The following is a 22,556-nucleotide window of genomic DNA, read 5'->3' as shown; positions in this document are numbered from 1 at the left end:
ACCATCGAATCTCGATGATGCGCCCGGCAAAAGCGCTTTAGCGCGCCAACTTATTGGAAAGATGAAGGCCGGAACCGGCCTTGGCTTTTCAAGCTTCCGGAGCTTCAGTGGCCGGGGCGTCGAGCGCCGGTTCGACCGGAGCCTCGGCGGACGCGCCGATATCCATGCCGAGCGCGCCCTGCTGGCGGGCGATGCCGTCGATGGCCGCCTTGGCGATCAGGTCGCAATAGAGCTGGATGGCGCGGGCCGCGTCATCATTGCCGGGAATCGGGAAGTCGATCTTGTCCGGGTCGCAGTTCGAATCGATGATGGCCACGACCGGGATGCCGAGGCGCTTGGCCTCGAGGATGGCGATCGCTTCCTTGTTGGTGTCGATGACGAACATCAGGTCCGGCGTCGAGCCCATGTCCTTGATGCCGCCGAGAGCCTTATTGAGCTTCTCGCGTTCGCGGTCGAGGTTCAGGCGCTCCTTCTTGGTGAGGCCCTGGGCCTCGCCGGCGAGCGTCTCATCGAGCTTGCGCAAGCGCTGGATCGAGTTCGAGATCGTCTTCCAGTTGGTGAGCATGCCGCCCAGCCAGCGCGAGTTGACATAGTACTKGGCCGAACGCTGCGCTGCGTCGGCGACGATGTCGGACGCCTGGCGCTTGGTGYCGACGAACAGCACGCGGCCGCCCTTGGCGACGGTGTCGGACACCTGCTTCAGCGCCTGGTGCAGCAGCGGCACCGTCTGCGACAGGTCGATGATGTGGATGTTGTTGCGGGCGCCATAGATGTAAGGCGCCATCTTCGGGTTCCAGCGGTGGGTCTGGTGGCCGAAGTGAACACCAGCTTCCAAAAGCTGGCGCATGCTGAAATCTGGCAGAGCCATTCTTGAGTTCCTTTCCGGTTGGCCTCCACGGACACAGGCATTTCGGACGGGATGTCCTGATGCCACCGGAGGTCTCAGCCGGATTTCTCCCGGGCAGACACCAAAGTCCGTGTGTGGAATGAGCGCGCATATAGAGGGGAAGTCCCATAAACGCAAGCCAGGCGCCGGAAAACGCCCGGACCTGCGGCGATCCGCCCAATTCTCAGCGTTTTACTTTGCCGTTCGGCACCCTGACGCGGCGAAAGATCGCGACGATTTCCTCGCGGCTGCATTCGATCGCGCCGAGCCGGACCGCCCGGTCGCGCTCGAAGCCGGTGATATCGTAATGCGGTGCCGACGTTTTGGGCGGCCCTTGATAGGAGGAAAGCTTGAGGCCCAGCTCGGTGGCGAAACGATGCAGCTCATCCGTGTCGTCGGCAAGCAGGTGGCACCAGCGGTGGCCGGCCCATTTCCAGATCGCCGCATCGACATAGACCGCCATCAGGCCCGCCGCATTTGGTAAGCCTCACACATGGCGTTCGAGAGCCAAGCCTGCAATCCGGATCGGCTGTCGTCGGAAACCGCTATTTCGAAGCGGGACAAGGCTTGGTCTGGTCGAACAGCGACAGGTTCACCAGCTTGCCGGTCATCGAGAAGTCGCCATAGTCCATGACGAGGTCGCGGGTGATGCCGTTCTCGTGCAGCTTGAAGCTGATCCGGTATTCCGGCACCTCCTCGCCGCTTTTGTCGGTGTCGTCGAAATAGGCGATGTCGACCGGCCAGTATTTGTCGGAGGCGAGCTTGGCCAGCGCCGGCGCTTCCGGATCCGTCTTGTCGGATTCAGCCTTCTTGCCGACGATGACGGTGGTGGTCATCACCTTGTTGGCGTCCTCGGAGCCGTCGAACAGGTTGGTCTGGTAGAAATTCTCGCCCTTCTCGGCCTTGCCGATCAGTTCGACCAGATGCTGGGTCGGAAACTGCGTGGCGGCGAGCTCGAGGCTGCTCTTCTCCGGCTTGTCGATATCGACCTTGAGGCCCTTCGCTTCCCTGGTGGCCGTGCCTTTGACCTCCTTGTCGAGGTTCTGGTCGACAAAGGATTTCGTCACGAAGGAAAAGGTCTTGCCTTCGGCGTCCTCGAAAGTGGTCGTCTGCTGGTCGGTCAGCCTGGTGTTGTCGTTGGTGACGATCTGGGTGACGAAGCGGAACTTGACCGTGTAGCCTTCGCAGGCGGAGCCGTTGAACTCGTAGACCATGCGGCCGGTGATGCCGGTTATGCCTGACCGGTCGGAGGCCTTGTTGAGCGTCAGATCGTAGACGGCGCGATGCGCCTGCAGCGCAGGCACCGCAAAGGCCGGCGCCATCGGGAATGCGGCCGAAAGACAGGCGGCGGCAAGAAAAAGGCGCGTTGCGCGCATGCGTTGCTCCGATCGTCGCGGCTGGGGGGCAGGCCGCAGGGAAAGATGGTCCAGCTTAAAAAAAGTCGTGGCGGAAGCGAGGCAAAAATAGCAATTTCGGCCCGGCCAACGCGGCGTCTTCCAGCAATAGGGAAAACCAATGAGCGAAACAATCGAAAAGCGGCTAAGCGATCTTGGCGTCACCATCCCGGCCGCCGCCGCGCCCGCCGCCAACTACGTGCCCTATTGCCGTACCGGCAACACGCTGTTCACCGCCGGCCAGTTGCCGTTGAAGGACGGCAAGCTGCAGGCAAGCGGGCTGCTTGGCCGCGACATCGACACCGCCGGCGGCAAGGAAGGCGCGAAATTCTGCGCCAYCAACATCCTGGCGCAGGCCAAGGCGGCCCTTGGCGATCTCGAAAAGATCCGCCGCCTGGTCAAGATCACCGTCTTCGTGGCTTCGGCGCCGGACTTCGTCGAACAGCATCTGGTCGCCAACGGCGCCTCCGACTTCCTGGTCGCCGCGCTCGGCGAGCGCGGCAGGCACGCCCGCTCCGCCGTCGGCACCGCCTCGCTGCCGCTCAACGCCGCGGTCGAGATCGAAGCGATCTTCGAAGTCGAGTGAGGTTCACGATGACCGACCTTTCCTGGCTGATCGCGCGGCCTGTCGCGCATCGCGGCCTTCACGACATGAACAAGACCCGCTGGGAGAACACGCTGTCGGCTTTCGCCGCGGCGGCCGAGCGCGGCTACGCCATCGAATGCGACGTGCATATCTCGTCCGACGGCGTCCCGGTCATCATCCATGACGGCGACCTGAAACGGCTGACCGGCCAGGACGGGTTCGTCTGGCAGCGCACCGCGGCCGAGCTGGCGACRCTCAGGGTCGGCGGCACGAAGGATCATGTGCCGACGCTCAAGGAAGCGCTCGACCTGATCGACGGCCGCGTGCCGCTGGTGGTCGAGCTGAAAGGCGTTCCCGGCCATGATGCGGGGCTGGTGGCGAGCRTCGGCCGGCTGCTCAAGCGCTACAAGGGCAAGGTGGCGATCATGTCGTTCGATCACTGGCTGATCCGCGACTTCGCCAAGGATGCGCCGGGCATCCCCGGCGGGCTGACCGCCTATGGCAGGGACAACCAGTTGATCGAAGCGCATTYCGCCATGCTCGCGCACGACCTCGCCTTCACCTCCTACGCCGCCGGCGACCTGCCCAACCCCTTCGTCAGCTTCGTGCGCGAAARGCTCAAGATGCCTGTCATCACCTGGACCGTGCATGACCAGCCGGCGGTCGACCTCACCTTCAAATATGCCGACCAGATGACGTTCGAGGGCTTCGAGCCGGATCTGGTCAAGGTCGCCTGAGGAATGCCCAAAACGTGACTTGTAGCCACCTTGAGGACGCTTAAATAAGCCGCATGGATCAAGGCGACGATGACGATGGACGGGCAGCGAACGCGGATTATGCGATCCGCGTGGCGGCGGGCATCGGCGCTTTCACCTGCGAGGAATGGGACGGCTTTGGCGGAACCACGCGCGGCGACAAAGAAAACGGCTATAACCCGCTGGTTTCCTTCGCTTTTCTAAGCGCCTTGGAAGACTCCGGCTGCGCTGTCCGGCGCACCGGCTGGCAGGGCCATCACCTGCGACTGGAAACGGCGCAAGGCAGGCTTCTCGGCACCGTCCCTTGTTATCTGAAGTCGCACAGCCAGGGCGAATATGTCTTCGACCATGGCTGGTCGGACGCCTTCGAGCGCGCCGGCGGGCGCTACTATCCCAAGCTGCAATGCTCGGTGCCGTTCACACCGGTCACCGGCCCTCGCCTGTTGGTCAGCAAAGGCGAGAATGAAGGTGCCGTGAAGGCCGGCCTCGCCGAAGGCCTGAAACTCGTGACCGACAAGCTCGGCGTCTCTTCCGCGCATGTCACCTTCGCCACCGAGCCCGATGTCGCGACGCTGGAAGCGGCCGGCTTTCTTCACCGCACCGACCAGCAGTTCCACTTCTTCAACGACGGCTTTTCGACCTATGACGACTTCCTCGCCACGCTCGCCTCGCGCAAGCGCAAGGCGATGAAGAAGGAGCGCCGCGAGGCGCTGGTCGACGGCATCTCAATCGACTGGCTGACCGGCAAGGACATCACCGAAAGCGCCTGGGACGATTTCTTCACCTTCTACATGGATACCGGCGGCCGCAAATGGGGCCGGCCCTATCTCAACCGGCAGTTCTTCTCGCTGATCGGCGAGCGCATGGCCGACGACATTCTTCTGGTGATGGCAAAGCGCAACGGCCGCTACATCGCCGGCGCCATCAACTTCATCGGTTCCGACGCGCTCTACGGMCGCAACTGGGGCTGCATCGAGGACCATCCCTTCCTGCATTTCGAGGTCTGCTACCATCAGGCGATCGATTTCGCCATCGAGCGCAAGCTCAAGGTGGTGGAGGCCGGCGCGCAGGGCGAGCATAAGCTGGCGCGCGGCTACCGGCCGGTGACCATGCATTCGGCGCATTACATTTCGCATCCCGGTCTGCGCAATGCCGTCGCCGACTATCTCAGGCGCGAGCGGCGCGAGGTCGAACGCATGGGCGAATATCTCGAAGAGCACACGCCCTTCCGCAAGGACCTGGAGGAATAGGAGGAGCCGTCGGGTCTGGCGGTCAGTGCGGCTTTCCGGCGGCGATCGGAACCAGGAACGAAAAGCAGGCGACCAGGAACAACACGGCGCCGGCGAGCGCCAGCAAATCACCCGCTCGCCATGCCGCGGCGATGAAAAACAGCGCCGACACGATGAACAGCAGCCAACCGGCGACGACCCACTTCATGATTGCTCCGTTCGCGAGCAATTCCAGGAAAAGTGTGAGCGGTTTTCCGTCCGGAATTGCGTGAAAACAAAAGAGAGAGCGTTTCGCCGTTTCTGTGAAACGGCGAAACGCTCGAGATCACCGCATCAGACGACAAATACCGGCTCTCTTGCAATAGCAGGGCGTGCCGTCGAAAGCTGGGTTTAATATTGGCCAAGCAACAAAGCCGGCTCAACGCCTACCGTTTACCGGATTGGTGGAATCCGCTAAGTCATCCCCAGGGGTATTGGTGCGCACGCACCGCGGGGTTGGCATGCTGTCTTTGGCATCTTGGGGCGTCGGGCAATGGCTCGGTGTGGCGGGGCTCGTGGCCGCGCTGCTGTTGACTGTCCGGCTCGAAGGCAAGCCGGGAACATGGCCTATCGGCTTTTCCACCTTCTTTCTTCTGTTTGCTTTCCTGCATCTGCTTTTTCCGGGCGCGGTCGTCGCGCTCTGGATGACGCTCATGCTGACGGCCATCATCGGCATCGCCTCGAAGCTGAAATATCGCTATCTCGGCTTCAATCTCCTGGCCGGAGATCTCTATCATCTGGCCGCGAGCAGCTGGCGCAGCGTCTTTGTCGACAACGCCCGCATGGCGATCCCTGCCCTCTTCGGCGGGGCGGCGATCGTTGCAGTCGGCATGCTTATCGACATGACCCTGGTGGAACAGGCGACGCCGCTCTCGCTGCGTCTTGCATTGTTCGTCGCGGCGGTCCTGATCTATATCGCAGTCTACCGGCTGAGCGGCGGAGCGCCCCGTTTCCGCTTCGACCTGCTCACCAGGGATCGCGSGCATCTTTCCGCCTTCGTGGCGTCATGGCTCGGCGCGGGGCCTTCGCGACGGCCGGGCTTCGTCGACATCACTCCCGATCCGCTGCCGCTTTTGCCGCCTGTGCCGGCAAAGYGGGAGAACGGCGAGGTTCGGCCGCACATCTTCATGATCCTGCATGAATCGACCTTCGATCCCAGACATCACGGTGTGCCGATCGACCGCTCTTTCGAACAGTTCTTCTCACCCGCGAACGGTCTGTCAGGGGCTCTGCATGTCGATGTTTTCGGCGGCAGCACGCTGCAGACCGAATTTTCGGTGCTGACCGGCCTGTCCTCGCTTTCCTTTGGAAACGACAGCCGTTTCGTCTTTCATCTGCTCGCCGGGCGGGTGCGCCACTCGCTGCCCTCGGTGCTTTCAGGCATGGGCTATCATGTGTCGCATGTGAGCTGCGACCGTCCCAACTTCGTCAATTGCGATCGTTTCTATAAATCGATCGGGTTCGAGGAGGTCACCTATGCCCCGACCTTGCCGCCGCCCTTCGATCTTGAACGCTGGCGTCGGGAACGTCATGACGAACAGCTTTACAGCCATGCACTGGGCCGGATTGCGGACCGCTTGGAAAACGAGAAGCCCTGTTTCCTCTCGATAATGACGCTGATGAATCACGGCGATCATCGTCGCCGCATTTTTCCTCCCGAGCTTCGGGCCGATGTCCGCCGTGAAGCCGTCGCGCTGACAGGCGATGAGAATTACGGCGAATACGCCGTGCGACTGGCTGAGAGCGTCGAGGCCTATGCCGCGTTTCGCGAGAAACTCGAAACCGCGCTGAAGGGCCGGCCTGCCATCATCGTGCGTTACGGCGATCACCAGCCCTCATTCACGGCCGCCCTCACCGGCCTGCCACCTTCCGACAGGGCCTTGCACAAGACCTTCTATGCGATCGAGTCGATCAACGGCGCGTTGCCCGGCGATCTGGTCGCTCCGGCCATGCTCGACGCGGCATTCCTGTCGACATTGACCATGTCCGCCGCGTGTCTGCCGCTCGACCCGGTATTCGCGACCAGGACGGCCCTTCTGGCGGATTGTGCAGCGCCCTATTTCGCGAGCGAGTCTGTGCGCAAGAAACGCTTCCACCGGGCTCTTGTCGAAGCCGGCATGGTCGATCTCGCCTGAACGCCTTGYCGCCCATTGGCGCCTTCGCTACACCGGACGGCGAATGCAATTGGGAGTGTCACCCATGGCCGAAGCCTATGATCCCGGCAACATCTTCGCGAAAATCCTGCGCGGCGAGATTCCCTCGCACCGCGTCTATGAGGACGACGCGGTCGTCGCCTTCATGGATGTGATGCCGCAAGGCACGGGRCACACGCTGGTGGTGCCCAAGGCGCCGTCGCGCAACATGCTCGACGCCGATCCGGCAACGTTCGGACCATTGTTTGGCGTCGTGCAGAAAGTTGCGGTCGCGGTGAAAAAGGCCTTCAAGGCCGACGGCGTCACCATCATGCAGTTCAACGAGCCGGCTTCCGGCCAAACCGTCTACCATCTCCATGTCCACGTCATCCCGCGTTTCGAGGGTGTACCCTTGAAGCCGCATTCCGGCGAGATGGAGAAGCCGGAGGTCCTGGCCGAGAACGCCGGCAAGATCCGGGCGGCATTGGGACGCTRAACTCCCCGGGGCTCAGCCGTAGGCCTACTTGCCCGCGAGGATCTGGAAGGCTGTCGGCTCTGGCCCGTCGATAAGGCGCTGCCGGATCTTCGCGGCGCAGGCTTCCGGGCTCACCGCCGACGTGTCGACTTCGAGATCGTAGACACCAGGCTTGTGCACCTCCTCCTGCCACAGGCGGACGGGCAGCGGCATAGGATCGTCGTCCGTCCCGATGACATAGGGCGTACCAGCCCCGCTTGCGGCGCGCCTCCGCAAAATCACGTCGATCGGACAGCGGATGCCGACGAACAGCACCGGCAGGCCGGCCAGGCGCCGGGCACATTCGGGAAGGACGTTCAGCGGTCGGGAATAGGCATCGTGGTGGCCGACATCGACGACGACATTGAGCCCCAGCCGGCTATGGGCCGCGATTGCGTCGTAAAGCGCCGCGTAGAGCAGCGGCACGAAAGCCTCGATGTCCGGGCGTTCGCCGCCGGGACGCAGGCCGATCCCCGGACGCAGCCGCGGCGGCGTGACATGGACGCAGGCGTCGACGCCGAGGGCCATCCAGACGCCCTCGAATGTTTCCTGGATCGCCGCCGCGATGCTCGACTTTCCCGAACGCGGCGCGCCGTTGAGGATGATGATCTGTCCGGCTTCCAAGCGGTGCTCCCTTCAACGACAAAGGCCCCGTTTCCGGGGCCTTTATTTCAAGCGAGCGCTTGTCAGCCCTTGCGCGGCAGTTGCGGCACAAGGCTGCGCTTGTTGCCGTCCTTGCCCTTCGGCTCCGGCTTCTGCGCCACGGCCTTCTTGGCTGCCGGCTTCTTGGCCACCGCCTTTTTCGGCTTCGGCGCGTCTTCCGGCTCTTCCTTCTTCGGTTGCACCGGCGACTCGTCGGCGAGCGACTCGAGCTTCAGGCCGGACTCGCCGGTTTCCTTCTTCTCGACGGTGACGCGCACCGTGCCGCCCTTCTTGAGCTTGCCGAACAGCACTTCGTCGGCCAGAGGCTTCTTGATGTGCTCCTGGATGACGCGGCCAAGCGGACGCGCGCCCATGCGCTCGTCATAGCCCTTGTCGGCCAGCCAGGCGATCGCATCCGGCGACAGGTCGAAGGTGACGCCACGCTCGGAGAGCTGCGCTTCCAGCTGCATGACGAACTTCTGCACCACCTGATGGATCACCGGCACCGGCAGCGAGCCGAACGGGATGATAGCGTCCAGACGGTTGCGGAACTCCGGCGTGAACAGCCGGTTTATCGCCTCGACATCGTCGCCCTCGCGCTTGGTCGAGCCGAAGCCGATCGCCGCGCGCTGTGCATCCGAGGCGCCTGCATTGGTGGTCATGATCAGGATCACATTGCGGAAGTCGATCTGCTTGCCGTTGTGGTCGGTCAGCTTGYCATGATCCATCACCTGCAACAGGATGTTGAACAGGTCCGGATGCGCCTTCTCGACCTCATCGAGCAGCAGCACGCAATGCGGATGCTGGTCGACGCCGTCGGTCAGAAGACCGCCCTGGTCGAATCCGACATAGCCGGGAGGCGCGCCGATCAACCGCGAGACGGTGTGGCGTTCCATATATTCCGACATGTCGAAGCGGATCAGCTCGACGCCGAGCGAGGCGGCAAGCTGCTTGGCCACTTCCGTCTTGCCGACGCCGGTCGGGCCTGAGAACAGGTAGGAGCCGATCGGCTTCTCCGGTTCGCGCAGGCCGGCGCGCGCCAGCTTGATCGCCGAGGTCAGCGCGGTGATCGCGGTGTCCTGGCCGTAGACGACGCGCTTCAGCTCGACATCGAGGCCTTGCAGCACCTTCTCGTCGTCGGCCGAGACCRTCTTCGGCGGGATGCGCGCCATGGTGGCGATCGTCGCCTCGATCTCCCTGATGCCGATCGTCTTCTTGCGCTTGGCCTCGGGCACCAGCATCTGCGAGGCGCCGGTCTCGTCGATCACGTCGATCGCCTTGTCCGGCAGCTTGCGGTCGCTGATGTAACGGGCCGACAGCTCGACCGAAGCCTTGATGGCTTCGCTCGTGTAGCGAACCTTGTGGAACTCCTCGAAGTAGGGCTTCAGGCCCTTCATGATCTCGATGGCGTCCTCGACGGTCGGCTCGTTGACGTCGATCTTCTGGAAGCGCCGCACCAAAGCACGATCCTTCTCGAAGAACTGGCGGAACTCCTTATAGGTGGTCGAGCCGATGCAGCGGATGGCGCCGGACGAGAGCGCCGGCTTCAGAAGGTTCGATGCATCCATGGCGCCGCCCGAAGTGGCGCCCGCCCCGATCACTGTGTGGATCTCGTCGATGAACAGCACCGCGCCCGGATAGTCCTCGAGTTCCTTCACGACCTGCTTCAGCCGCTCCTCGAAGTCGCCGCGATAGCGGGTGCCGGCCAAGAGCGTGCCCATGTCGAGCGCGAAGATGGTGGCGTCCTGCAGCACTTCCGGCACGTCGCCTTCGACGATGCGCTTGGCCAGCCCTTCGGCGATCGCCGTCTTGCCGACACCCGGGTCGCCGACATAGAGCGGGTTGTTCTTGGAACGGCGGCACAGCACCTGGATGGTGCGGTTGATCTCACTGTCGCGGCCGATCAGYGGGTCGATCTTGCCGGCCCGCGCCTTGTTGTTGAGGTTGACGCAGTAGGCCGTCAGCGCGTCCTGCTGCTTCTTCTTGCCACCCTCTTCCTGCGGCTCGGCGCCGTTCTGGCCGCCCTGCTCGTCCTCGRCACCGCGCGGCGTGCGCGATTCCGAAGCGCCGGGACGCTTGGYGATGCCATGCGAGATGTAGTTGACCGCGTCGTAGCGGGTCATCTGCTGTTCCTGCAGGAAATAGGCGGCGTGGCTCTCGCGCTCGGCGAAGATAGCGACGAGCACATTGGCGCCGGACACTTCCTCGCGGCCGGACGACTGCACATGGATCACGGYGCGCTGGATGACGCGCTGGAAGCCGGCCGTCGGCTTCGAATCCTCGTCGTAACCGGTGACGAGGTTGTCGAGCTCGGTGTCGATATAGGTGAGAACGGTGTGCTTGAGCTCGTCGAGATYGACGTTGCAGGCGCGCATGACGGCGGCCGCCTCGGTGTCGTCGATCAACGCGAGCAGCAGATGTTCGAGCGTCRCATACTCATGATGCCGCTCGTTGGCGAATGTCAGCGCCTGATGTAGCGCCTTTTCCAGGCCTTGGGAGAAAGCCGGCATGTTACCTCACTTCTTCTCCATCACGCATTGCAGCGGATGCTGATTCTGTCGGGCGAAATCCATGACCTGGGACACTTTGGTCTCGGCCACCTCGAATGTGTAGACGCCGCACTCGCCCACTCCATGATTGTGAACATGAAGCATGATGCGCGTGGCGGCTTCGCGGTCCTTTTGGAAAAACCGTTCCAGGACGTGAACGACGAACTCCATCGGAGTGTAATCGTCGTTCAGGATGAGGACCCGGTAGAGGCTGGGCTTCTTGGTCTTGGTTTTGGTGCGCGTGATGACAGCGGTGCCGCGACCGGGATCGTTGCGGTCTCCGTCACCTTGCATTCGCACCACGTCCACCGTGGCAGTCAAACCGATCGTCACGCAGTCCARCCTTTTCGAATCCTCATGCGAGTTCAACATGTAGGTTCTCGATGGACGATTTTAAGCCCTTCTGTTTAGCTGACAATATGGCTAGGTGGGCAAACCTCAGCGAATTTCTCAATCGTGAATGCGGCAAGGTGCGTTGGGTTGCGATCGCGCATGAAAAAACCCGGTCGCGTTTCCGCGACCGGGTCCTTTTTGCAGGCCGGCTGACCGTATCGGCAGTGATCGGGCGAAATTACTTCGCCTTGGCGACCACCGATTCGAACGGCTTGTAGGCTTCCTTGGCGAGCTCGGCATAGAGATTGCCGATCTTGCTGGCCTCGGCCACGAAGCTCTCATAGCTCTGCTTGGCGTAATCGGTCTGGATCTCGATGGCCTTCTCGATCGACTTGGCCGAGAACAGCTTCTCGAAGGCGGCGCTGCCGGCCTCGAAGCTCTTCTTGGTGTATTCGCCGGCCTCGGTGGCGATCGCCTGCGCGCCCTTGGTGAGCGAGGCAAAGCTCTTCAGCCCGGTGTCGGCAAACTCCTTGCCGTATTTCGTGAAGTCCTCATAGGTCTGGGTCATTTCATACTTCCCTTTGGTTGAAACGCCCTTTTGGCCCCGGGCGCCCTTGTGCAATGCACCTCAATATATTGTGCGATGCACAAAAGTCAAGAATCCCTTGGCGCGCAGGGGCTCCAGCGCCGGTGGCCGGTAAAATTCGATTAAAGAGAAGCTCGATTTGCCGAAAAATGGTGAACGCGGCGGTTACCATAAACGGATTGGTAACGCTGAGCGCGATAGCTTGGCCGGAAGCGAGGCAGGCACTCCCTTAGCCGCCTCCGGGGCAACGAAAATTCAGGGTAAATAACGGTGCGTCAGGCGTTGTCGGGCTTCGTCTCCAAATCTTCATTCTCCTTCAAGGCGATCATGGTTGCCGCGCTCGCGGTGACGATTGTCGCCGCCGATGTCGCGTCGGCTCTTGCCGCGAAGTCTGCGGCCATCGTGGTCGATGCCAAGACCGGCAAGGTGCTCTATTCCGCCGACGCCAACGGCCGCCGCTATCCGGCATCGCTCACCAAGATGATGACGCTCTACCTCACCTTCGAGGCGCTGGCGAAGGGCAGGATCAGCAAGAACACGCCGGTGCCGTATTCGGCGCATGCCGCGTCCGAGCCGCCGACCAAGCTCGGCGTGCGCGCCGGTGGCTCGGTTCCGGTCGAGACCGCGATCCTGTCGATGGTGACGAAATCGGCCAACGACTCGGCCACCGCGCTCGGCGAGTTGCTCGGCGGCAGCGAGGACAATTTCGCCCGCATGATGACGGCCAAGGCGCGCCAGCTCGGCATGAACGGCACCGTCTTCCGCAATGCCAACGGCCTGCCCGATCCGGGTCAGTTCACCACGGCGCACGACATGGCGATGCTCGGCATCGCGCTGCGCGAGCACTTCCCGCAATATTATGGCTATTTCTCGCAGCGCTCGTTCCTGTATGGCCGCCAGCGCATCAACGGCCATAACCGTCTGCTTGGCCGCATCAAGGGCGTCGACGGCATCAAGACCGGCTATACCCGCGCCTCGGGCTACAATCTCGTCTCCTCCGTCGCCGACGGCGACCGCCGCCTCGTCGCTGTGGTGATGGGCGGCGCTTCCGGCCGCAGCCGCGACAACCAGATGGCCGCGCTGATCACCACCTATCTGCCGCGCGCCTCGACGCGCGGTGGCGGTGATCTCATCGCCAAGGGCAACGACAATCCGATCAAGACGCTGGCCAAGGTCTTCTTGCCCAAGCATGACGCGCCGACGCCGGACGCCAAGCCGGCAACGGATGACACCGTCGTTGCTTCAGCCGATGACGTCCAGGACGATACCCAGCAGGTCGCGGAAGAGACCAAGCCGGTGCTCAAGGCCCGGAAGGTCAAGACGGTCGCGATAGCAGCCATGGCGCCGGCTCCCAAATCCGAGGACACCAGCGTTGCCGCCTATGCCGAGCCGGCGCCTGCCGCGCCTGCGATCGATCCGGTCRAGACGTCGTCGGTGCCGTCCGGCTGGGTGGTTCAGGTTGCCTCTTCGCCCACGAAGTCAGGCGCTCAGAGCCTGCTCGATCAGACCGCCAAGCAGGCGCCGAAGATCCTGGCCGACGCCTCCGGCTTCACCGTCGCTTTCGACAAGGACGGCACCACCTACTACCGCGCGCGCTTCGGCGGCTTCGACTCGAAGAGTGCCGCCTGGAAGGCCTGCGATGCGCTGAAACGCAAGAAAATCTCGTGCTACGCCGTCGAGCAGTAGGCGGTTGTCGAAATCTCCCGGAAGGTACCGGCGTCGAAGGAGACTAATCGTGATTGGAGAGCAAGACGTCCTTGGCTTCATTGATCCGCGCCGCCAGGACAGACGTACCGCCGACATCGGCGTTCAGGCGCTGCATCAGGCGGCGGTGCGCCTTGCGGATATCCGCCGCGGCAGCCCCCGCTTCAAGACCAAGGACCTTGTAGGCCTCCTCCTTAGTCATGGCGCCCGCACCTGGCGCAACACCCAGCCCTTCGCCACCGTGCGGCTGCGCGTCCTTGCGCCAGACGGGAAAACGGCCGTCAAGATACGTCTCTAAAAGCTGGCGGCTCTCCAGATCGGGGCTGAGCTCGCCATGAAGCTGGCGCAAGTCCGTCAGCCCCATGGCTCCAAGCATCTTGCCTTCATAACGCCCGGCCAGAACAAGACCTTCGAGCTTGCCGCTGTCATGGTCGAGGTCCATTTCGAGAGCGGCGGTGCGCACCGTCGAGTGTTTGGACGCCGCGGYCCTTGCCGCCGGCCGCCTCGTTCGTATCCAGCCGACCCAGGCCAGTGCCGCGAGCAAAAGCAATCCGCCGATAAGGCTGCGGCCGAAGATCAGCATGGGCGCGCCGACCAGCCCAAGGAAGGCCGGCCCAAGCGATCTCAGACTGTCGGCCATCCTTGCCGCGTCCGCGCGCACAAAGAGCAACGCAGCGCCGAAAAGCACCACGAGCACCGCTGCCAAAGCGAGGATCACACCCATCGATTAGCACCGCCATAGAGATGACCGAGCATGGGAATAGGATGGGACCAAGGTCTGGCGCTTGCAAGTCCCACATCGGGTGAGCCGAAGGGCCAGCGGCGGGACACCCGCAAAGCACGCAGAGCAATTCCAGGAAAAGTGTGAGCGGTTTTCCGTCCGGAATTGCGAAAACAAACGGATAGGGCGGTTCGCCGTTTCCGTGAAACGGTGAAACGCGCTAGAGCAGACCGAGTTCGGCGAGTTCCAGCCTGAGCTTCGGCGGCATCTCGGCGAGTGYCGCCCTGCCTTTGCCGAGATCGGCCGGARCATCGGCGGGCTTGAGGTAGCGCCAGCCCTGGAAGGCGCGCCGAGGCTGCCAGTCCGTCCGCACGACTTCGGGATCGAGCACCAGATGGCAGCGGYCGATGCCTTCATCGTCGGTAAAGGGCCTGATCTCTGTGATCAGCTGCCGGCACTGTACGCTGCCCTTGATCACCCAGTAAAGCGAGCCGCCATCGGTGATCTCCGCGCCGCGCGTCGGCACCATGCGGGTGGTGTGCCAATGCTCGGCCGGCTCGCCGGCGCGGCGCCGCTCGTCGAGGCGGAAGGCGATCCACTCTTCGAGATCCTCGACGCTGTCGCAGCCGACGCACAATTTGATGAGATTGAGTGACATGGCCCAAGATTTAGCCGCAAGGGTCGGCGCGTCAACGCCTTGAGCGACTTCTCCACAGGGCCAGTCCGGGGTCCTCGTGAGACCTCAGCACTCCACCACGTTCACCGCCAACCCGCCGAGGCTGGTTTCCTTGTATTTCTCGTTCATGTCGAGGCCGGTCTGGCGCATGGTCTCGATCGCGGCGTCGAGCGGCACGAAATGCGTGCCGTCGCCCTTGATGGCCAAGGACGCGGCAGTCACGGCCTTCACCGCGCCCAGCGCGTTGCGCTCGATGCAGGGCACCTGCACCAGGCCGCCGACCRGATCGCAGGTCATGCCGAGATGATGCTCGAGCGCGATCTCGGCTGYGTTCTCCACTTGCTCGGGCGTGCCGCCCATGACCGCGCAAAGTCCGGCGGCCGCCATTGCCGAAGCGGACCCCACCTCGCCCTGGCAGCCGACTTCGGCGCCCGAAATCGAGGCGTTCGATTTGATGATGCCGCCGACGGCGGCGGCCGTCAGCAGGAAGTCGCGGATGCTCGGCTGGTCGGCCTCGGGATGGAAATGCAGCCAGTAGCGCAGCACCGCCGGCAGCGTGCCGGCAGCACCATTGGTCGGCGCGGTCACCACGCGCCCGCCGGCGGCATTCTCTTCGTTGACCGCCATGGCGTAGATCGACAGCCAGTCATTGGCGAGCAAGGGATTGGGCCGGTTCTGCTGCCACTGTTCCTGGAGCTTGTCGTGCAATTGCCGCGCACGGCGGCGCACCTTCAGCCCACCCGGCATGATGCCGTCCTGTGACAGGCCCCGGTCGATGCAGCCCTTCATGGCGGCCCAGATCGCGTCGAGGCCGGCATCGAGCTCCTCGCGCGCCATGTGCTTTTCCTCATTGGCGCGCTTCATCTCGGCGATRGAGAGCCCGCTCTTTGCCGCCATCGCCAGCATCTCGACGGCATTCTTGAACGGGTACGGCACCTTCTTGCCCTCGGTCGTCACCGAGCCCTTGGCCTTCATGCGCTGCAGCTCTTCCTCGGAAACGACGAAGCCGCCGCCGATCGAATAATAGATGCGCTTGAGCAGCAGCCGGTCGGATGCGTCATAGGCATAGAAGGCCATGCCGTTGGCGTGGCCGGTCAGCGGCGTCTTTCGGTCGAGCACGAGGTCTTTGGCGGGATCGAAGCGATAAGTCGGGTGCCCGGGCGGTGAAATCCGCTTCTCCGCGCCGATGCGGGCAACGATGCCGTCGGCCTCGTCGGGGTCGACCGTCTGCGGCGTCTGGCCGGCCAGGCCGAGGATGACAGCGCGGTCCGAGCCATGGCCGATGCCGGTATAGGCGAGCGAGCCATGCAGGCTGGCGCCGATGCGGTCTACTTTCACACCCGCCGGCCTCGGCCAGTCGCCGGCCAGGATCTCGTCGAGGAAACGGCGCGCGGCCGTCATCGGTCCCATCGTGTGCGAGCTCGACGGGCCGATGCCGATCTTGAACAGGTCGAAAACCGAAAGGAACACGGGACCGTTGTCTCCTGGAGGCCGATCAAGACTTACATATAGGAATTCCCGCGATGTTTCYGATGTTTTGCGTGGCGCGGCGCGGCGGCTGCCGACCTTGTTTGCTCCGCCAGCGACATCGCAATATCGGCGCCTCGAGGGCCCGTCGAAGCGTCGGCCCGGCCCGTGCTACAAGAGCGCATGGGCGACTCACTCCACCTTTCAATGGCAGATTTGGCGGCTTTGGCCTTTTTCCTGGTGGTCTGGGTGCTGCACACGCTCGCCTCCGACGGCAGGCTGATCAGCCGCGTCTCGCTGACGACCGCCATGAACGCCCAGCGCGAGGCCTGGATGCGCAACATGGCCGAGCGCGAGATCCGYATCGTCGACACCGCCATCATGGGCGRCCTGCAGCAAGGCACCGCCTTCTTTGCCTCATCTTCCCTGATCGCGCTCGGTGGCTGCTTTGCCCTGCTCGGCGCCTCCGACCGCGTGCTTCAGGTTCTGGCCGACCTGCCCTTCGGCGCGGCTTCGTCGCGTGAAGCCTTCCAGACCAAGGTGTTCGGCCTGGTGCTGATTCTCGCCTTCGCCTTCTTCAAGTTCGGCTGGGCCTACAGGCTGTTCAACTATTGCTCGATCCTGATCGGCGCGGTGCCGACACCGCATGGCCCGGCTTCACGCAACCCGGTCAGCGAAACGGCGGTGTGGCGGGCGACGCGCATGAACGTGCTCGCCGGCAAGCACTTCAACTCCGGCCTGCGCGCCGTCTTCTTCTCGATCGGCTATCTCGGCTGGTTCGTCGACCCGATCGTCTTCGTGATGTCGACCCTGGTGCTCCTGGCGGTACTGGTGCGCCGCCAGTTCTTCTCGGCGGCGCGGCAGGCCGTGCTCGGTCAGCCGCCTGGTCCGGGAAAGAACTGATCGATCTTGCCGGAGAGCCGGTAGGCGAAAAGCCCGATCCATTCCCGCACGGCAATGGTGGTTGCCTGCACCGAGTCGACCGGATTGTCGCGGTAGAAACCGACGCCTTCCTTGCCCGAGGTGCGGTAGTCGACCGGCCACGGGATGGTCGCAAAACCCGCCTTGTCGAACAGCGCCTTGGCGCGCGGCATGTGGAACGCTGACGTGACCAGCAGCCAGGTCTCGCCCGGTTTCGGCTCGACAAGCTTTCGCGAGAACACCGCGTTCTCATAGGTGTTGCGCGATTTGTCCTCGAGGATCAGGCGATCGGCTGAAACACCGAGCGCGCCGAGCAGCCGCGGCGCCGTGTCGGCATCGCCTTCGCCATCAAGAAAGAACGAACCTCTGCCGCCTGAGACGACGATCTTGGTCTGCGGGAAGCGCCTGGCGAGAATTGCCGTCTCGACCATGCGATCGCCGCTGGCGTTCAATTCATAGCCGCCGCGCGCCAGATTGATGGCGCCCTCCAAGCCGCCGCCGAGCACGATGATGCCGTCCACCTTTTCAGGCAATGGCGGCTTCGGAAAGCGTTTTTCCAGCGGCGTCAGCATCATCGCGCCGACCGACGTCCAGGCCGAAAGAACCAGGATCGCGATGCCGARCATGCTGCCCGTCGCTGCCAGCCGGCGGCRCCGGAACAGCCCTGCCAGCAGGCCGGCGAGCAGCAGGAAGATCGCCAGGTTGATCGGTTGGCCGAAGAACCAGAAGACTTTCGACAATAAGTAGAACATCCCTCACCCTCTGTCAGATGAGGTATGAGCCTACCACCACTTTTCCGGCTGAAATTTGCCCGCCGCCTGCTCGATGACGTTGGCGGTCTGGAACAGCGTCTCCTCATCGAACGGGCGGCCGATCAGCTGCAGGCCGAGYGGCAGGCCCTTGCCGTCGAGGCCGGCCGGCACGGAAATGCCGGGAAGGCCGGCCATGTTCACCGTCACCGTGAAGATGTCGTTGAGATACATCTTGACCGGATCGGAGGCCATGTCCTCGTCGGCGATGCCGAAGGCGGCCGATGGGGTCGCCGGCGTCAGGATGACGTCGACGCCGGCGGCAAAGACATTCTCGAAGTCGCGCTTGATCAGCGTGCGCACCTTCTGCGCCTGCAGATAGTAGGCGTCGTAATAGCCGGCCGACAGCACATAGGTGCCGATCATGATGCGCCGCTTGACCTCGCGGCCGAAACCGGCGGCGCGGGTCTTCTCGTACATGTCGACGATGTCCTTGCCGGGCACGCGCAGGCCGTAGCGCACGCCATCATAGCGGGCGAGGTTCGACGAAGCCTCGGCAGGCGCCACGATATAATAAGCCGGCAAGGCGTATTTGGTATGCGGCAGCGAGATGTCGATGATCTCGGCGCCGGCATCCTTCAGCCAGGCGATGCCCCGCTGCCAGAGCGCCTCGATGTCTTGCGGCATGCCGTCGACGCGATACTCCTTCGGAATACCGACCTTCATGCCCTTGATCGGCTTGCCGATCGCCGCTTCATAGTCCGGCACCGGGCGGTCGACCGAGGTTGTGTCCTTCGGATCGACGGAGGCCATCGACTTCAGCAGGATCGCGGCGTCGCGCACGTCGCGCGCGATCGGCCCGGCTTGGTCGAGCGAGGAAGCGAAGGCGACGATGCCCCAGCGCGAGCAGCGACCGTAAGTCGGCTTGATGCCGACCGTGCCGGTGAACGCCGCAGGCTGGCGGATCGAGCCGCCGGTGTCCGTCGCGGTAGCGCCGGCGCAGAGGAAGGCGGCCACCGACGATGCCGATCCGCCCGACGAGCCGCCCGGCACCAGCTGGGCGTTATCCAAGGTCCGCGCCGTCTTCGTGCCGCCGGCTGAAACAAAGCCGCCATCGCCCTGATGCGTCGTCGGCATGACGACCGTATCGACACGCGAGCGCCGCCACGGATTGATCACCGGGCCGTAGTAGGAGGTCTCGTTCGAYGAGCCCATGGCGAACTCGTCCATGTTGAGCTTGCCGAGCATGACGGCGCCGTCGGCCCACAGATTGCTGGTCACGGTCGATTCGTAACGCGGCTTGAAGCCGTCCAGCACGTGGCTGCAGGCCTGGGTATGGATGCCTTCGGTGGCGAACAGGTCCTTGATGCCGAGTGGAATGCCTTCCAGCGCGCCGCCCTCGCCCTTGGCGAGCTTGGCGTCGGAGCTCTTCGCCATGTCGCGCGCCTTGTCGGCGGTCACAGTCACATAGGCATTGAGCACGGGATTGGCGCGATCGATCGCCGCAAGATAGGCCTCGGTGATTTCGGCCGCGGTGATCTCCTTGCCGCGCAGCTTGGCGCGGGCCTCGGAAATGGTGAGATGTGTGAGATCGCTCATCAGGCAAGGCTCTTTTCGTAAAACACCGACCACTCGGAGTCGGGATAATCCAGCACCGGTCCGCAACGCGAGAATCCGGCGCGCTCATAGACGGTCCAGGCCGCGGGGTGCCGATCGCCGGTTTCGAGAACCAGGCGCCTCAGCCCTTCCTGCCGGGCAAGCGCCTCGACCCGTCCGACGATCTCGGCGCCGATCTTGCGGCCGCGATGCGAAGGCCGCGTGTACATGCGCTTGACCTCACCGACCGCCCCGTCATGGCGCTTGAGCGCGCCGCAGCCGACGGCCAGGCCGTTGTCGCGGGCGATGAACACCGTCGTATCCTTGCCCGCCATCTRCTCGACGGTCAGATGATAGCAGTGCTCGGGCGGCRTCAGTTCGAGCAACGCGGCATTGAGTTCGGCGACCAGCGCGCGCACGTCGTCCTGCAAAGGCGTCTCGACGGCGATCTCGACAGCCACGGCCTACTCCACCACCTTCGGAACGAGGAAAAAGTTCTCTTCCGTCGCCGGCGCATTGGCGACGATGTCGGCGGGCTTGTTGCCGTCGGTGACGACATCCTGGCGCTTCTTCATCTCCATCGGCGTGACCGAGGTCATCGGCTCGACACCAGAAACATCGACCTCGTTCAACTGTTCGACGAAGCCGAGGATGGCGTTCAGTTCGCCGGTCATGCGCTCGGCGTCCTCCTCGCTCACCGCGATACGGGCAAGGCGCGCGACGCGCTTCACGGTCTGAAGATCAACGGACATGTTCTATCGCCTCGGGAAAACCAGTGCGGGCTATAGCGGCGCGGCGTCTGCCGCGCAACATGCATGATGCCGGTCAGCTCAGTTGCGGTGCCCCCTGGCGATTGCAGGCGACTTAGATCGTGATCGCCTTGCCGATTTCCGGAAGCGCCACATTGACACCCGAGCCTTCCATGCCGGCRACGAACTTGTCGGCGGTCTGGTCGAGCATCGAGAAGGTGCGGAAGTGRCAGGGAACGACGGTCTCGAAGCCGAAGAAGCGGCGGCAGGCAAGGGCCGCCACCGCGCCACCCATGGTGAAGCGGTCGCCGATCGGCACAATGCCGATCTTCGGTTCGTGCAGTTCGTTGATCAGGCCCATATCGGAGAAGATGTCGGTGTCGCCCATGTGGTAGAGCGTCTTGTCCTCCGGGAAGTGCAGGACCAGTCCACCCGGGTTCCCCAGATAGGTGTTGGTGCCGCCTTCGCCGCCGAAAGAGGACGAGTGCAACGCCTGGACGAAGGTCGTGGTGAACGGTCCGCAATCGACGGTGCCGCCGATATTGCCGGGATTGATCTTGTCGCCGCTGACGCCTTGGCCGACGAGATACATGCAGATCTCGAAATTGGCGACCAGCATGGCGCCGCTTTTCTTCAGCACCTCGACCGCGCCGCTGACATGGTCGTTGTGGCCATGGGTCAGGAGAACATGCGTGACACCCTCCGCCGGGCCTTCCCAGCCCCCCGTCCAGGACGGATTGCCGACCAGATAGGGGTCGATGAGGATGGTGGCGTCCTTGGTCTCGACGCGGAATGCCGAATGTCCGTACCAGGTCAGTTTCATGAATGCTTTCCTCGATTTTTCCGTTGCCGAAGGATAGAACGCTGGCGGCAAATTGAAAGTAGCGCGGCGCGCCTTACCGTCAAAAGGATGTGTGACGCCTGGATATCAGAGGAAGCCGCTTGGGCATCATTTCAATCGAGGAACTRCCGGGGTGGCTTGCCGACGGCAAGACGCTCGCCGGGCTCGATCTCGGCGACAAGACGATCGGCGTGGCGGTCTCCGATCGCGGGCTGTCMTTCGCCCATCCGCGCCCCGTCATTCTGCGCAAGAAGTTCTCCCTCGATGCCGCCCAGCTGCTCGCTCAGCTCGAGAAGGACAATGTCGGCGCCGTCGTGCTCGGCCTCCCGGTCAACATGGACGGCTCGGAAGGGCCTCGTGCRCAGAAATCGCGCGCCTTCGTCCGCAACATGGCGCCGCTTTCCGACCTGCCTTTCGTGCTGTGGGACGAGCGGCTGTCGACGGTCGCGGCCGAGCGGACGCTGATCGAGATGGATTTCTCGCGCAAGAAGCGCGCCGGCAAGATCGATTCGGCGGCCGCCGCCTTTATTCTGCAGGGAGCGTTGGACCGGCTTCAGTCGCTCGGCCGAGCCGATCGGAGCTGATATCGCCCTGCCGCCGCTGCCTGATCCATTCGGCGATGTTGCGCCGGCGGCGGAAAGCCCAAAGGCCCATGAGCAGGAAAAAGTCGAAAACGCAGGTTCGCGCCACCATGCCCGGGATAATCGCCGGATCGATGCCCAGCATCTGGCCGTAGAGCTGGAAGACGAAATCGTGCAGCTGGCGGCTGAGCATCACATAACCGAAATTCATGTCGTTGAGCGACAGGAAGAACCATCCCCAGAAGACGGCCATCGGAGCAGCCCAGAGTGCGAACAGCGTGCGCATCAGCGGCTGCCTCCTGGCTTRCGTTCCGGACGGCCGGATATGCGGGAAAGCAGCGAACTGTGCGCGGCGCCCATCGCCATGCGCGAGGCGGCGCGAACATCGCCCTCTGGCAAATTCATTGCCGCGAAGGTGGAGCGGCGTTCAGCCAGCACGGCGATGTAGGAGGCAAGCAGCGCCGTCATCTGAATGGCGACGATCATGAACAGGCCGTCAATGCCTTGCGCCACACCGCCGATGAGGATCAGCGAAAGCAGGAACGATGCCGCGATGAAGGCGATCCGCGCCACGCTCTCGCCCGCGTCCGCCCTCGCCGCCGCGTTCAGCAGCGTTTCGACGAAGGCCCAGCAGAACAACACCGCGACGGTCAGGAGCGCGATCGAGAGCGGCGCCAGCAAGGCAACATTTTCAAGCTCGGGAAACCGGTTGGCCTGGACCGAGAGACCAAGCACGCCAAGCGCCGTCGCTATGCCGCGGCTGCCGTCCATGCAGATATAGGCAAGCAGGGCGAAAACCACCGCCCAATGCAAGGCCAGAACTGAGCTCAACACGTGCCGCATGCGCTTCCCGCTGGCGGAGCTCGGGGAGGCCATGGTTGACCGTTCCCTACTCCAGCAGACGGA

Annotated in this window: 26 protein-coding genes; 8 read left to right on the top strand and 18 right to left on the bottom strand. The window is 63.4% G+C overall.

What is annotated here, in order from left to right; all coding sequences use genetic code 11:
• Positions 1-88 precede the first annotated feature (88 nt).
• From rpsB to LCM4576_RS00885, 3 genes are all read right to left on the bottom strand, one after another.
• Complete coding sequence (rpsB, locus tag LCM4576_RS00895) at positions 89-868, bottom strand: 30S ribosomal protein S2 (protein ID WP_071029795.1); 780 nt, start codon at positions 866-868, stop codon at positions 89-91.
• A gap of 202 nt (positions 869-1,070) precedes the next feature.
• Complete coding sequence (locus tag LCM4576_RS00890) at positions 1,071-1,349, bottom strand: DUF4031 domain-containing protein (protein WP_040987257.1); 279 nt, start codon at positions 1,347-1,349, stop codon at positions 1,071-1,073.
• Positions 1,350-1,431: 82 nt separating this feature from the next.
• A complete protein-coding gene (locus LCM4576_RS00885) occupies positions 1,432-2,262 on the bottom strand; it encodes a cell envelope integrity EipB family protein (RefSeq protein ID WP_071029793.1) in 831 nt (276 codons plus the stop codon).
• Positions 2,263-2,401: 139 nt separating this feature from the next.
• On the opposite strand from LCM4576_RS00885, the gene LCM4576_RS00880 reads away from it, so the two are divergent.
• The 3 genes from LCM4576_RS00880 to LCM4576_RS00870 are packed head-to-tail and all read left to right on the top strand — an operon-like array spanning position 2,402 to position 4,871.
• Positions 2,402-2,866, top strand: a complete 465-nt coding sequence (locus LCM4576_RS00880; protein ID WP_071029789.1) for a RidA family protein — start codon at positions 2,402-2,404, stop codon at positions 2,864-2,866.
• A gap of 8 nt (positions 2,867-2,874) precedes the next feature.
• Positions 2,875-3,603: a glycerophosphodiester phosphodiesterase gene (locus tag LCM4576_RS00875; RefSeq protein WP_071029787.1), complete on the top strand. Its 729-nt coding sequence runs from the start codon at positions 2,875-2,877 to the stop codon at positions 3,601-3,603.
• A 53-nt stretch (positions 3,604-3,656) separates the two neighbouring features.
• The gene (locus LCM4576_RS00870) at positions 3,657-4,871 is read left to right on the top strand and encodes a GNAT family N-acetyltransferase (RefSeq protein ID WP_071029785.1); all 1,215 of its coding nucleotides are present in this window, start codon (positions 3,657-3,659) and stop codon (positions 4,869-4,871) included.
• A gap of 22 nt (positions 4,872-4,893) precedes the next feature.
• Here LCM4576_RS00870 and LCM4576_RS35550 read toward each other — a convergent pair whose 3' ends face one another.
• On the bottom strand, positions 4,894-5,058 hold the full coding sequence (locus LCM4576_RS35550; protein WP_116390151.1) for a cytochrome oxidase subunit III: 165 nt from the start codon (positions 5,056-5,058) through the stop codon (positions 4,894-4,896).
• 292 nt (positions 5,059-5,350) lie between these two features.
• Here LCM4576_RS35550 and LCM4576_RS00865 point away from each other — a divergent pair, with 292 nt between their 5' ends.
• Entirely contained in the window at positions 5,351-7,024 is a 1,674-nt protein-coding gene (locus LCM4576_RS00865) for a sulfatase-like hydrolase/transferase (RefSeq protein WP_071029783.1), read from the top strand.
• Positions 7,025-7,088: 64 nt separating this feature from the next.
• Positions 7,089-7,517 carry an HIT family protein gene (locus LCM4576_RS00860; RefSeq protein WP_071029780.1) on the top strand — a complete coding sequence of 143 codons (429 nt, stop codon included), beginning with the start codon at positions 7,089-7,091 and terminating at the stop codon, positions 7,515-7,517.
• Between the two features lie 24 nt (positions 7,518-7,541).
• On the opposite strand, the gene LCM4576_RS00855 is transcribed toward LCM4576_RS00860, so the two are convergent.
• From LCM4576_RS00855 to LCM4576_RS00840, 4 genes are all read right to left on the bottom strand, one after another.
• On the bottom strand, positions 7,542-8,159 hold the full coding sequence (locus LCM4576_RS00855; RefSeq protein ID WP_071029778.1) for a chloramphenicol phosphotransferase CPT family protein: 618 nt from the start codon (positions 8,157-8,159) through the stop codon (positions 7,542-7,544).
• Positions 8,160-8,221: 62 nt separating this feature from the next.
• Positions 8,222-10,687: an ATP-dependent Clp protease ATP-binding subunit ClpA gene (clpA, locus tag LCM4576_RS00850; protein ID WP_071029776.1), complete on the bottom strand. Its 2,466-nt coding sequence runs from the start codon at positions 10,685-10,687 to the stop codon at positions 8,222-8,224.
• Between the two features lie 6 nt (positions 10,688-10,693).
• Positions 10,694-11,020 (bottom strand): ATP-dependent Clp protease adapter ClpS, encoded by a 327-nt coding sequence (gene clpS, locus LCM4576_RS00845; RefSeq protein WP_041000825.1) that lies wholly within the window; start codon positions 11,018-11,020, stop codon positions 10,694-10,696.
• Between the two features lie 277 nt (positions 11,021-11,297).
• Positions 11,298-11,627: a phasin family protein gene (locus tag LCM4576_RS00840; protein ID WP_040972326.1), complete on the bottom strand. Its 330-nt coding sequence runs from the start codon at positions 11,625-11,627 to the stop codon at positions 11,298-11,300.
• A 288-nt stretch (positions 11,628-11,915) separates the two neighbouring features.
• Between LCM4576_RS00840 and LCM4576_RS00835 the strand changes: the two genes are divergently transcribed.
• On the top strand, positions 11,916-13,331 hold the full coding sequence (locus LCM4576_RS00835) for a D-alanyl-D-alanine carboxypeptidase family protein (protein ID WP_071029774.1): 1,416 nt from the start codon (positions 11,916-11,918) through the stop codon (positions 13,329-13,331).
• A 43-nt stretch (positions 13,332-13,374) separates the two neighbouring features.
• Here the strand turns inward: LCM4576_RS00835 and LCM4576_RS00830 are convergent, their stop codons facing one another.
• The 3 genes from LCM4576_RS00830 to LCM4576_RS00820 all read right to left on the bottom strand — a co-directional run bounded on the left by LCM4576_RS00830 (position 13,375) and on the right by LCM4576_RS00820 (position 16,216).
• The gene (locus LCM4576_RS00830) at positions 13,375-14,073 is read right to left on the bottom strand and encodes a molecular chaperone DnaJ (RefSeq protein ID WP_071029772.1); all 699 of its coding nucleotides are present in this window, start codon (positions 14,071-14,073) and stop codon (positions 13,375-13,377) included.
• Between the two features lie 217 nt (positions 14,074-14,290).
• Positions 14,291-14,728: a DUF1489 family protein gene (locus LCM4576_RS00825; RefSeq protein ID WP_071029770.1), complete on the bottom strand. Its 438-nt coding sequence runs from the start codon at positions 14,726-14,728 to the stop codon at positions 14,291-14,293.
• Between the two features lie 84 nt (positions 14,729-14,812).
• Positions 14,813-16,216: an L-serine ammonia-lyase gene (locus tag LCM4576_RS00820; protein ID WP_071029768.1), complete on the bottom strand. Its 1,404-nt coding sequence runs from the start codon at positions 16,214-16,216 to the stop codon at positions 14,813-14,815.
• Positions 16,217-16,396: 180 nt separating this feature from the next.
• Here LCM4576_RS00820 and LCM4576_RS00815 point away from each other — a divergent pair, with 180 nt between their 5' ends.
• The gene (locus LCM4576_RS00815) at positions 16,397-17,116 is read left to right on the top strand and encodes a DUF599 domain-containing protein (RefSeq protein WP_071029766.1); all 720 of its coding nucleotides are present in this window, start codon (positions 16,397-16,399) and stop codon (positions 17,114-17,116) included.
• On the opposite strand, the gene LCM4576_RS00810 is transcribed toward LCM4576_RS00815, so the two are convergent.
• From LCM4576_RS00810 to LCM4576_RS00790, 5 genes are all read right to left on the bottom strand, one after another.
• A complete protein-coding gene (locus tag LCM4576_RS00810; RefSeq protein ID WP_071029764.1) occupies positions 17,089-17,886 on the bottom strand; it encodes a YdcF family protein in 798 nt (265 codons plus the stop codon). The genes LCM4576_RS00815 and LCM4576_RS00810 overlap by 28 nt on opposite strands.
• Before the next feature lie 30 nt (positions 17,887-17,916).
• Entirely contained in the window at positions 17,917-19,482 is a 1,566-nt protein-coding gene (locus LCM4576_RS00805; RefSeq protein WP_071029762.1) for an amidase, read from the bottom strand.
• Positions 19,482-19,940, bottom strand: a complete 459-nt coding sequence (locus tag LCM4576_RS00800) for a GNAT family N-acetyltransferase (RefSeq protein WP_071029760.1) — start codon at positions 19,938-19,940, stop codon at positions 19,482-19,484. Before LCM4576_RS00800 ends, LCM4576_RS00805 begins: the two co-directional genes overlap by 1 nt.
• A 3-nt stretch (positions 19,941-19,943) precedes the next feature.
• Positions 19,944-20,231 (bottom strand): Asp-tRNA(Asn)/Glu-tRNA(Gln) amidotransferase subunit GatC, encoded by a 288-nt coding sequence (gatC, locus tag LCM4576_RS00795; protein ID WP_040987223.1) that lies wholly within the window; start codon positions 20,229-20,231, stop codon positions 19,944-19,946.
• A 112-nt stretch (positions 20,232-20,343) separates the two neighbouring features.
• Positions 20,344-21,051: a metal-dependent hydrolase gene (locus LCM4576_RS00790; RefSeq protein ID WP_071029758.1), complete on the bottom strand. Its 708-nt coding sequence runs from the start codon at positions 21,049-21,051 to the stop codon at positions 20,344-20,346.
• A 119-nt stretch (positions 21,052-21,170) separates the two neighbouring features.
• Between LCM4576_RS00790 and ruvX the strand changes: the two genes are divergently transcribed.
• Entirely contained in the window at positions 21,171-21,653 is a 483-nt protein-coding gene (ruvX, locus tag LCM4576_RS00785) for a Holliday junction resolvase RuvX (protein WP_071029756.1), read from the top strand.
• On the opposite strand, the gene LCM4576_RS00780 is transcribed toward ruvX, so the two are convergent.
• Both LCM4576_RS00780 and LCM4576_RS00775 read right to left on the bottom strand, forming a co-directional pair.
• The gene (locus tag LCM4576_RS00780) at positions 21,595-21,936 is read right to left on the bottom strand and encodes a DUF6105 family protein (RefSeq protein WP_071029754.1); all 342 of its coding nucleotides are present in this window, start codon (positions 21,934-21,936) and stop codon (positions 21,595-21,597) included. The two genes, ruvX and LCM4576_RS00780, sit on opposite strands and share 59 nt — an antisense overlap.
• Positions 21,936-22,484: a hypothetical protein gene (locus LCM4576_RS00775; protein ID WP_407067352.1), complete on the bottom strand. Its 549-nt coding sequence runs from the start codon at positions 22,482-22,484 to the stop codon at positions 21,936-21,938. The genes LCM4576_RS00780 and LCM4576_RS00775 overlap by 1 nt, the downstream gene beginning before the upstream one ends.
• Positions 22,485-22,556 lie beyond the last annotated feature (72 nt).

The organism is Mesorhizobium sp. LCM 4576 (assembly GCF_001854815.1).
Lineage (GTDB): Bacteria > Pseudomonadota > Alphaproteobacteria > Rhizobiales > Rhizobiaceae > Mesorhizobium > Mesorhizobium plurifarium.
This window is presented reverse-complemented; position numbering and strand designations above follow the sequence as displayed.

Excerpts from the sequence above, each read along its gene's own strand:
- LCM4576_RS35550 (WP_116390151.1), bottom strand. The coding sequence starts at position 5,058 with ATGAAGTGGGTCGTCGCCGGTTGGCTGCTGTTCATCGTGTCGGCGCTG.
- LCM4576_RS00840 (WP_040972326.1), bottom strand. The coding sequence starts at position 11,627 with ATGACCCAGACCTATGAGGACTTCACGAAATACGGCAAGGAGTTTGCC.
- gatC (WP_040987223.1), bottom strand. The coding sequence starts at position 20,231 with ATGTCCGTTGATCTTCAGACCGTGAAGCGCGTCGCGCGCCTTGCCCGT.
- LCM4576_RS00780 (WP_071029754.1), bottom strand. The coding sequence starts at position 21,936 with ATGCGCACGCTGTTCGCACTCTGGGCTGCTCCGATGGCCGTCTTCTGG.
- LCM4576_RS00885 (WP_071029793.1), bottom strand. The coding sequence starts at position 2,262 with ATGCGCGCAACGCGCCTTTTTCTTGCCGCCGCCTGTCTTTCGGCCGCA.
- clpS (WP_041000825.1), bottom strand. The coding sequence starts at position 11,020 with ATGCAAGGTGACGGAGACCGCAACGATCCCGGTCGCGGCACCGCTGTC.
- LCM4576_RS00890 (WP_040987257.1), bottom strand. The coding sequence starts at position 1,349 with ATGGCGGTCTATGTCGATGCGGCGATCTGGAAATGGGCCGGCCACCGC.